Source organism: Verrucomicrobiota bacterium, assembly GCA_016200005.1.
Taxonomy (GTDB): Bacteria; Verrucomicrobiota; Verrucomicrobiia; order Limisphaerales; family PALSA-1396; genus PALSA-1396.
This window is the reverse complement of sequence record JACQFP010000037.1, coordinates 1-9,559: the sequence shown is the minus strand read 5'-3', so window position 1 is coordinate 9,559 and position 9,559 is coordinate 1. Positions and strand designations below refer to the sequence as shown.

The 9,559-nt window shown below is 58.0% G+C and carries 8 protein-coding genes; 5 read left to right on the top strand and 3 right to left on the bottom strand.

Going from position 1 to position 9,559, the window contains the following annotated elements:
- Positions 1-291 precede the first annotated feature (291 nt).
- Entirely contained in the window at positions 292-1,089 is a 798-nt protein-coding gene (locus HY298_14050) for an HAD family hydrolase (protein ID MBI3851380.1), read from the bottom strand.
- A 382-nt stretch (positions 1,090-1,471) separates the two neighbouring features.
- Between HY298_14050 and HY298_14045 the strand changes: the two genes are divergently transcribed.
- The 4 genes from HY298_14045 to HY298_14030 all read left to right on the top strand — a co-directional run bounded on the left by HY298_14045 (position 1,472) and on the right by HY298_14030 (position 7,387).
- Positions 1,472-4,024, top strand: a complete 2,553-nt coding sequence (locus tag HY298_14045; GenBank protein ID MBI3851379.1) for a PQQ-dependent sugar dehydrogenase — start codon at positions 1,472-1,474, stop codon at positions 4,022-4,024.
- A gap of 287 nt (positions 4,025-4,311) precedes the next feature.
- A complete protein-coding gene (locus HY298_14040) occupies positions 4,312-4,626 on the top strand; it encodes an RNA-binding protein (GenBank protein MBI3851378.1) in 315 nt (104 codons plus the stop codon).
- Between the two features lie 130 nt (positions 4,627-4,756).
- Positions 4,757-4,972: a translation initiation factor IF-1 gene (gene infA / locus HY298_14035; protein MBI3851377.1), complete on the top strand. Its 216-nt coding sequence runs from the start codon at positions 4,757-4,759 to the stop codon at positions 4,970-4,972.
- Between the two features lie 252 nt (positions 4,973-5,224).
- Entirely contained in the window at positions 5,225-7,387 is a 2,163-nt protein-coding gene (locus HY298_14030; GenBank protein ID MBI3851376.1) for a S8 family serine peptidase, read from the top strand.
- 61 nt (positions 7,388-7,448) lie between these two features.
- On the opposite strand, the gene HY298_14025 is transcribed toward HY298_14030, so the two are convergent.
- Positions 7,449-8,525: a hypothetical protein gene (locus tag HY298_14025; protein ID MBI3851375.1), complete on the bottom strand. Its 1,077-nt coding sequence runs from the start codon at positions 8,523-8,525 to the stop codon at positions 7,449-7,451.
- Positions 8,526-8,584: 59 nt separating this feature from the next.
- Here HY298_14025 and HY298_14020 point away from each other — a divergent pair, with 59 nt between their 5' ends.
- The gene (locus HY298_14020) at positions 8,585-8,791 is read left to right on the top strand and encodes a zinc ribbon domain-containing protein (protein MBI3851374.1); all 207 of its coding nucleotides are present in this window, start codon (positions 8,585-8,587) and stop codon (positions 8,789-8,791) included.
- A 30-nt stretch (positions 8,792-8,821) separates the two neighbouring features.
- Here HY298_14020 and HY298_14015 read toward each other — a convergent pair whose 3' ends face one another.
- Positions 8,822-9,433, bottom strand: a complete 612-nt coding sequence (locus tag HY298_14015; GenBank protein MBI3851373.1) for a hypothetical protein — start codon at positions 9,431-9,433, stop codon at positions 8,822-8,824.
- Positions 9,434-9,559 lie beyond the last annotated feature (126 nt).

Here is a 9,559-nt window from a genome sequence, read left to right as displayed (position 1 = left end):
TAATTTGCTCGGATGCCGTGGGCTTGGGCTGCGTTTTTTTACTCATGCCCACGAGCTTAAAAAGTCTTGCAGCGGATGTCCCGACAAATCTACTTAGCATTTATCCATCAATAGCTTCTAACTGAGGATGCATGTCCGCTGAGAGGCATGAATTCACCCTTCAGCCTCCTCGAAATAGATCCGCCGAGCGCATCAACATCAGAGTCAAGGCCGTCTTTCGCATTCGCTTGACCATTGTGCGCGCGGCAGGACTTGGTTGAATACGCGTGAAGCCGAGACCAGGCGACCAAATCACACCGTCGCGGCTGCGTGTGCCAGAACGGATTCCTCCAAATCCAGCAGGTCGGCGATTGAATTAAGAATGCCGGTGGGTTGGTAGGGATATTGAGCCACCGTTTCGCGCTTGGTGGAGCCGGTCAACACGAGATACGCCGGGATGCCGAGTTCCACCGCGCCGCGAATGTCCGTCTCCATGGTGTCGCCGATCATGATGGTTTCGTTGCTTCGGAGTCCAAGTCGCTTGCGCGCCATCACGAACATGAACGGGTTGGGCTTGCCCAGGCAATAGGCTTTCTTGCCGGTGGCACTTTCGAGCAGCGCCGCCAATGCCCCGGTCCCAGGGCGCGGCCCGGCATCGGTCGGGCACCACGTATCCGGGTTGGTGGCAACCAGTCGGCTGCCATTGGCCAGCAGTCGCATCGCCTTCTCAACGATTTCAAAGTTGAAGAGGCGTCCTTCGCCAACCACGACGAAGTCCGGTTTGATCGAATCGAACGCAATCCCGGCTTCCTGCAAGGCGACAATCAATCCCCCTTCGCCAATGACAAATGCGCTGCTCGTTGGTTGTTGGCGGACGAGAAAATCTGCCGTGCAATGAGCGGCGGTGTAGAAGTTTTTCCACGATACTTTTAATCCAAAATGACTAAATTTCGCCACGAGGTCTTTCGGTGAACGTTCGGAATTATTCGTCAAGAAAAGAAACGGCGTTCCCGAACGTTGAAGTTGTTGTATGAATTCAACTGCGCCGGGGATCATTGTCGAACCCCGGTAGATGACGCCGTCCATATCAATCAAATAACCTTTCGTCATACACCGGCATCTTAGCAAGCCGTGTTCCACGAGCGTGGCCCGGGCGCCGACATCTTCTGCGTGCCGGTGTTGAAGTTCGCGCTCTCGGCTCGGATTTTCCTCGCGCTTGAAGTTGAAAAAATTCACGACGGTAACGGACAATCTATTCACGGACGTTGCGCAAGCCCCCGCTGTGCAATCCCTCGCGCGGCAACTGGAGCGCCAGGAATATCACAAAAGTTATTGATCCGATTTTTTGACAAACAGCCGGCAACGAAGCAAATTCGTGCGAATGAATTTGCTTGATTTTCGGCTGGGGACTTCTTTTGTCGTTGTTTTTAGCTGTGCCATATCGATCCAAGGTGCCAGCCCGTTGACCCGGGTAGCGAACACCACCTTGCAAATGCCGCAAACACCGCCGGTGTATGGTTACCAAGCGACCAATGCGTTCGGAAATCTCACCTTCTCCAATCCAGTCGCCATCCTCAGCCCTCCGGGTGAAACCAATCGCCTGTTCGTAGTGGAACAAGCGGGCCGCGTGGCGGTCATCACAAATCTCGCAAATCCGTATCGTACCGTCTTCCTGGACATCTCGAGCAGCATAGTATTTCGGCGTCCGACCGAAGAGCCCGGTTTGCTTGGGATGGCGTTTCATCCGGGGTACACGACGAACGGCTATTTTTACATTTTTTACACCGGTAATAGCACGACGACCGCCGGAAGTGGCTTGCACGACATTTTGTCGCGTTTCCAGGTGTCTAGCAACAACCCCGATCAAGCGGATGTGAGTTCGGAAATTCGGCTAATCACACAGTTTGACCAGGACGACAACCACAACGCTGGCGATTTGCATTTCGGGCCGGATGGCTACCTCTACGTCTCGCTTGGTGACGAAGGCGGGGGCAACGGACAATACGATAATGATCAGCGCATTGATAAAGACTTCTTCTCGGCTATTCTGCGACTTGATGTCGATGTCCCCCCACGAGCGGGAAGCCTGCTGCCCAACGCGCATCCGGCCAGCACCACGAACTATGCGGTCCCCTCGGACAATCCTTTTGTCGGCGCTACAAGCTTCAACGGCACCAGTGTGAATCCCGCTAATGTGCGCACGGAGTTCTGGGCGGTTGGACTCCGCAATCCGTGGCGGTTCAGCTTCGATCCTGCAACCGGTTTCTTGTATTGCGCCGATGTGGGCCAAGATGCGTGGGAAGAAGTGGACATCATCATCAAAGGCGGCAACTTCGGCTGGGCTTACCGAGAGGGATTGCATGCCGGACCGAAAACACCACCGGACGGTTTTCTGCCCACGGACCCGATTTTGGAATACGGCCACGGCGGTGGCACGAACCAAGGTTTCGCTGTTATGGGCGGGGTTGTCTATCGCGGCAATCGGATTGGGCAACTAGCCGGGGCGTACGTTTTTGCCGACTATGTGAGCGGCAATGTCTGGAGGCTACATTACGACGGCACGAATGCGACGCCCTTGCAGTGGCTCTTTGCGGAAACAGGTATCACGGCTTTCGGCATTGATCCAAGCAACGGCGACGTGCTGATGGCTGATTACAATCTCGGTATCATCCGTCGCCTGATTTACTCGACGAATCAGGTTGGCGGCGATGCACTACCGCCAACGCTGGCTGACACGGGGACGTTTGCGAATCTTACTTCGCTCACGCCGCAACCAGGCATCGTGCCGTATGACATCAACGTTCCGTTTTGGTCGGACAATGCTATCAAATCCCGCTGGTTTTCCGTCCCGAACACGAACCTCACGATCGGCTTCAACCGCGACGTCAACTGGTCGTTTCCGACAGGCGCAGTTTGGATCAAACATTTCGAGTTGGAACTGACGAACGGCGTGCCGGCGTCGCGAAAGCGGATTGAAACAAGATTCATCGTCAAGAATGCGACTGGCGTTTATGGCGTGACTTACCGCTGGGGCAATTCCCTAACCAACGCAACTTTGGTACCAGTGGAGGGAATGGATGAACCATTCGTGATTGACCAGGGTGGCGGCGTTCTGAGGACGCAAGTGTGGCATTATCCCAGCCGACAGGAGTGTTTGATCTGTCACACGCCGGCAGCCGGGTACGCACTGGGATTCAATACGCCACAGCTGAATCGGGATTACGACTACGCTGGCGGCGCGACGAATCAAATCGCCGCGCTGAGCCTCGCGGGATACTTCAACACCAACGTGACAGGCATCCACACCCTGCGGGCGCTGGCTCCGCCCACCAACACCACGGTCAGCCTGGAGTATCGCGTTCGTTCCTACCTCGCGGCGAATTGCTCGCAATGCCATCAGCCCGGAGGTTCGGCGCAGGCTCTGTGGGACGCGCGCATCACCACCACCACCGCCAACGCTGGTCTCATCAACGGAGCGTTGCTTGACAACGAAGGCAACCCCAACAACCGCGTCCTCGCGCCCGGCTCGCCCGCCGACTCCATGATGTTGACGCGCCTATCCACCCCGGCAACACTCCGGATGCCGCCGTTGGCTTCAACTGTGCTGGATACACAGGCCATCGGGCTTGTCAGCGCGTGGATCACGAATGATCTGCCGGGCTATCAAAGTTTTCAAGACTGGCAGATCGCGAATTTTGGTGCCACTAACGCGCCCAGCGCCGACCCCGATGCCGACCCCGACGCGGACCATGCGAAGAATTATCTCGAATTCCTGACTCGCACGGACCCGACGAATTCCTTCGACGCCTGGACAATTTCCATCGCGCTCAGTAACGGTTCGGCGCAGATCATTTTCCCGCAGATTGCCGATCGCGGATTTGAAGTTCAGGGCACGACGAATTTCTTTGACGGCAATTCGTGGTCGGCGTTGGACGTGGCCGGCAACGCACCTGTTTTTTCGATCTCCAATCGCACGGCTGTGGTGGAAGATTTCCTCTCTCCCTCTAGCAATAAGTTCTATCGCGTCCGCGTTTTTGAGCCTTGAGAGTGGCGCCAGCGCAGTTTGGCCTTTGCACAGTGGATTTCATATCCAATCGGGTGATCCGGTCGGATCATCAGGCCAACAGCCCGGCTGCGCGCTCAAAAGATAGTTGATAATACTTGTTGCTATCCGGTCAGAAAAGGCCATCCTTGGGGCGTCTGTTAGATAGCTTGTCATTTTCAAGGCATGGTAAATCTTCAGGTGAACTCAGTTCAGTGATGATTTTAAACCCGATGTTCGGGAACAGTCTGGAGAAAGCAAAGTTTAGTCTAGGACAGTAAAAGCATCATATGAGTAATAAATTGTTTGTGGGAAATCTTTCCTTCAACGTCACCGAAAACGACCTGCAGGACGCGTTCGCCGCGCACGGCACGGTCATCGAAACCAACCTGATGATGGACCGGACCACCGGCCGTCCGCGCGGGTTTGGCTTCATCACCATGAGCACCGCTGAGGAGGCCCAGAAAGCCATCGACGGCTTGAACGGCAAGGCCTTGGACGGGCGCAACCTTACGGTCAACGTCGCCAAGCCCCGCGAAGAGCGCACGGGGGGTGGTGGTGGCGGCGGGCGTCGCGAATACGGCGGCGGGCGGAATCGCTACTAAGCTTTCGTTTTGCATAGGGTCGGGGCCCGGATTTACCGGGCCTCGATTTTTTTATCTGGCCGTGTCCCGGTTTACCGGTTAATGGGATGCAGCCGTTGGCCGCCAACCGGTGTCAGAGCCAAACAACTCTATGAAAGAAGACCATATCGAATTGGAAGGTCGCGTCCAGACCGTCCTCCCTGGCACGATGTTCCGTGTGGAGCTCGACAACAAACACCTGGTGCTCGCCACCATCTGCGGAAAAATGCGCAAACGCTGGGTCCGCCTCACGGTTGGCGATCGCGTCAAGATGGAGATGTCACCCTACGACTTGGACAAGGCGCGCATTGTCTGGCGACTCCGCTGAACGTGCTGCGCCGCAACGCGTCAGCATTGCCGGGAATTCCTAACACGCAAGGGATTCAATCTCCGTCGCTTCTCCTTCTTCTGCGAGCGCACCAGTCCCCACGTTCGGTGTGCTCCTGCTTTCCAACTTGACAGGACAGGCTTGTTTCCGGTAGAGGGATTTTAATTTCTAACGCTTTCCCCCAGTGCAGCAAAGGGGAGTTGAAGTGTTGGACAAGATAATAACATCCGTCACAACCACACAAGGAACCCCATGAAAACAATCCTGGCTTTAGCCCTTTCGATTGGACTCGCCGCCGGTGCGCGCGCGCAGTCGGACACGACGACCCAGAACCGCGCCAGTGTCGATACTGGCAGCGCCATCGTTCAACTCAAGGGCGACCCGTTGAGCACCTACGTCAAAACCAAGCCGCCGCAAGGAAAGAAAATCGATTTCAGCAGCACATCGGTCAAGTCTTATCGCGCCAAACTCTCCGCGCTACGGAACGATTTCAAGAAATGGCTGCAAGCCAACGCTCCCAAGGCCAAGGTGACCGGCGAATTTGATATTTCGCTGAACGCAGTTGCCGTCGAACTGAACGGTGTGACGCTTGAAACACTTGGCAAAGCACCGCAGGCGCAGCGAGTCCAATACCAAGGGGTTTACTATCCGAATGCGGACGATCCTGATCTCGGCCTCATTCACGCGATCCAGGCGTGGCAGGTGGGCGGCGGTCCGGCCAACGCGGGTGCGGAAGTCAAGGTGGCCATCGTGGACACGGGCATTGACATCCGGCATCCCTGCTTCAGTGACGCGGGGTATCCAACTAAAACTCAATTGGGCGACCGACGATTCACCAACAACAAGGTCATCACCGCAAAAGTCTTCAACAACAAGGCCGCCAACCAGGGTCTCACCGCGGAAGCGATTCAAGATCACGGCACGCACGTTGCGGGCACCGTGGGCTGCAACTACAACACCCCGGCAGTGGTCAATGGCGTGGCGATTCCCTACGGCGTGTCGGGCGTCGCCCCGCGCGCGTTGCTCGGCAATTACAACGTTTTCCCCGGCAACGTCGGGAACGCGCGCTCCGAAGACATCCTCAACGCGCTTGAGGCCGCTTATGCAGATGGATTTGACATTGCCAACATGAGTTTGGGCGGCACACCACATTCTGGAAATCTTGGATTCCAGGATCTGCTCACGGATGCCGTTGATGATCTCGATCAGGCCAACATGGTCGTGGCTGTGGCGGCGGGGAACAGCGGGCCGGGCCACTTCACCGTCGAGTCTCCCGGCTCTGCGGCGCGCGCCCTCACCGCTGGCGCCAGCAGCGTGCCGCATTACATCGCCACACCGGTCACCGTGGGTGGAAATTCGTACGGAGCCGCGGCGGGTGACTTTACGACTGTTACGAATGATTTGACGGCGCCGCTGGCGGTTGTGTTGGAAGGCGGCAATCTCACTCTCGGCTGTTCGGCATTTCCTGCGGGCAGTCTCAGCGGCAAGATCGCGCTCATCTCGCGCGGCAGCTGCACCTTTTCGACAAAGATCCGCAACGCCCAGGATGCCGGCGCCGTGGCCGCTCTGATTGTCAACAACGTCGCGGGCGATCCGATCGCGATGGGGCAGGACGGGACACCGAACCAGCCGACGATTCCCGCTTACATGCTCGGTCGCAGTGATGGCCTGGCCTTGGTTGGCTCGAACGGTGACTCCACCACAATTGGTGCCGCGCTGGCGTACTTCCTGACGGCGAACCCGGATTTCATGGCCGGCTTCAGCAGCCAGGGGCCGACCGATGTCGATTTCCGGGTCAAGCCGGACGTCGTCGCGCCCGGAGTGAATGTGCTGAGTTCAATCCCCGTGGCGAACTGTAATGGCGATCCGTGCTGGGCATTCTTCCAGGGCACGTCAATGGCGACGCCCCATCTGGCCGGTTCGTCGGCGGTCGTGCGCGGGTTCCATCCAGGTTGGACGGCGGCGCAGGTCCGGTCGGCGATTGTCAACACGGCGGATCGCGGCGTGCTGAAAAAATCCAGCAGCGGCGCGACAGAAACGGATTTCAACATCACTGGCGCGGGACGCGAGAATCTTCTTTCCGCCGTGAATGCGAAGGTCGCGCTCGACCCGGTGAGCGTCAGCTTCGGCGGCGTGCCTTCTGGATCGGGTCAGACGCAAACAAATAATGTTGCGTTGAACAATCTCAGTGGCGGTCCGGCTACGTTTGATCTTGCCGTGGGCGCGGGTGTGGGTGGCGTCGCCTATTCAATCAGCCCTTCGTCCGTTTCCGTTGGTGCGGGCGGGTCAGCCAATGTGACGGTCACGATGTCCGCGTCCAAAGGAGCGGTGTCCGGCGGCCATCAAACCTCGCTCACCGTCAGTTCCGGCGGCAGCGAGTTGGCGCACGCGGTGGTCTTCACTCTGGTCAAATAGGCGTGCAGCGTCCAGCAGTGGGCAGAAGCGCGCGTCAAGCCGAAGGCGCGCGCAGGCTGATTCAATTCTTCCGGACGAATTTCTGGGCGTGTTTGCCGATGATGTCGCCGGCGTAAAGGTTGCCGTGGGAATCGAGCGCGAGGCAGTGCACCCAGTTGCATTCGCCGGGCTGCTCCTTGCCGTCCTCGGCTTTGGACACCGACCAGAGCTGCAGAAGTTTTCCCGCCGTGTTGAACTTCATGAAAACCTGGTCCTTGGGCGGACAGCCCAGCGGCGCGGTGGGATATTTCGCGTCCTTGCGCCACGGCATCGGTGACGAACCGCACACCCAGATTTCGTCGCGGGCCGTCATCCAGAAGCCCCACGGTACAATGACGTCATGCCACGAATCCAGCAGCCGGCCGCGCTGGTCATACACCTGCACCCGCACGTTGTTGCGGTCGGCGACATAGAGCCGGCCGCGCGAATCCAGCGCGATCGCGTGTGCAATGCTGAAGTTCGCCGGGCCGGTGCCAAGGCTTCCCCACGCCTTGATGAATTTCCCGTTGCGGTCGAAGTGCGCCACGCGGCTGTTGCCATAACCGTCGGAGACAAACACATCGCCGTTGGGCGCGATGGCCATGTCCGTCGGCATATTTAACAGGTCCGGCCCTTCACCCTTCTTCCCGGGCGTGCCGATGGTCAGCAACACTTTACCTTCGGGTGTGCATTTGCGGACGACGTGCAGGCCGACATCGGCGAGCCACACGTTGCCGTCGCGATCAATCTTGATGTGATGCGCGCTGCCGACAATGCCCTCGCCCCAGGCGCGCACGAATTTGCCGTCCGCCGTGAACACCTGCACCGGCGGATTTGCACGCGTGAAAATCCAGACCTGGTCGTGACCATCCACCGCGATGCCCGGCACATCGTTCCACGGCATGTTCGCCGGACGTTGCGGCCACGACGGGTCCACTTCGTACCACGGGGCGAGATTCACGCGCGGGTAATCAGGCAGCTTCCCGGCCTTTTCGGCGGGCAGAGTGGCCGGTTGCGCCGCCGCGAAGGCAACCGAGGCCCTTAAGGAAAATAGCGTTAGGAAGCGCAAGAGCGGGTTCATGCGCGTCACTGTAAGCACGGCCTGAATCGTGTCAACCATGTTGGGGTTCACAATGCTCAGCCTTTGGATTATGTTCCCGGCAAGACTTTTTCAACGTTATGGCTACCTACGTTTACGAAACAATTCCTGTGGACCCGAACGCGCGACCACGACAGTTTGAGGTGGAGCAAAGAATGTCCGACCCGCCCTTGAAGGTGGACCCGCAAACCGGGCTGCCGGTGCGAAGGGTGATCACGGGCGGCAGCGGAATCGTGACGCGCGGCACGAGCATCCTGTCAATGAAGGTGAAACGATCCAGGCGCTGAGTTCTTCAGCCGCGAATTGGGCAGCACGGGTTAGCGCGCCGCTTCGCGCACCGAATAAATTCTCGCTGCGCGGAGAAAGAACCGCAGCCGGAGCTTTTTTCCCGCAAGCGATTGTGTGTCTTTGTCGCCCCAATGGAGCGGCAGATCCATCGCATCCACATTCCGCAGGATGCAGCGCTCGCGCTCAAAACCTGCGACCACGCTGCCTTGTTCATCGAGCGCGGCCACCATCACATAACATTGGTTCGTCGCGTGAAGCCGGTCGGGCGATGGAATCGCTGCATTGAGCGTCAGCGGTCTGGCCGGGGCCGTGAACTCGACGGTGGAGAATTCCGCGTTCGCGCGCGCCGCGGCGTAGGTAATTCTGTCTTCCGGCAAACCGAAAAGCCGGTTGCCGAAATTGAACAACAATTTCCCGCCGATGATCATTGGGTTGTGGGAAATGATCCGCACGCCGTCGGGCGTGGCGTCGAGATCGCGAAACGGACGGCTCCATTTCAACCCTTCGCGACTGAACCACCATTCGGTATCGATCTGCGGGCCGTGCTTGTCGGGGAACTTCGGGTTCACCGGATCGGGAATCGCAGCGTAGTTCAACATCTGCACGAAGCAACGGTCGGCATAACCGATGTCGTGTAGCAAACAAAGTTGGAAAAGAGTGTGCGATCAAAGTTGGAATGGATTCAGAACACTGGGCAATGGAGCAGAACGATGGGTTTGGCTTCTGGGTCTGGAGCGTGGCGGAGGTAGTAAATGTCTCCATCGGGG

Excerpts from the sequence above, each read along its gene's own strand:
- HY298_14025 (MBI3851375.1), bottom strand. The coding sequence starts at position 8,525 with ATGGTTGACACGATTCAGGCCGTGCTTACAGTGACGCGCATGAACCCG.
- HY298_14045 (MBI3851379.1), top strand. The coding sequence starts at position 1,472 with ATGCCGCAAACACCGCCGGTGTATGGTTACCAAGCGACCAATGCGTTC.
- HY298_14050 (MBI3851380.1), bottom strand. The coding sequence starts at position 1,089 with ATGACGAAAGGTTATTTGATTGATATGGACGGCGTCATCTACCGGGGT.
- infA (MBI3851377.1), top strand. The coding sequence starts at position 4,757 with ATGAAAGAAGACCATATCGAATTGGAAGGTCGCGTCCAGACCGTCCTC.
- HY298_14020 (MBI3851374.1), top strand. The coding sequence starts at position 8,585 with ATGGCTACCTACGTTTACGAAACAATTCCTGTGGACCCGAACGCGCGA.
- HY298_14030 (MBI3851376.1), top strand. The coding sequence starts at position 5,225 with ATGAAAACAATCCTGGCTTTAGCCCTTTCGATTGGACTCGCCGCCGGT.
- HY298_14040 (MBI3851378.1), top strand. The coding sequence starts at position 4,312 with ATGAGTAATAAATTGTTTGTGGGAAATCTTTCCTTCAACGTCACCGAA.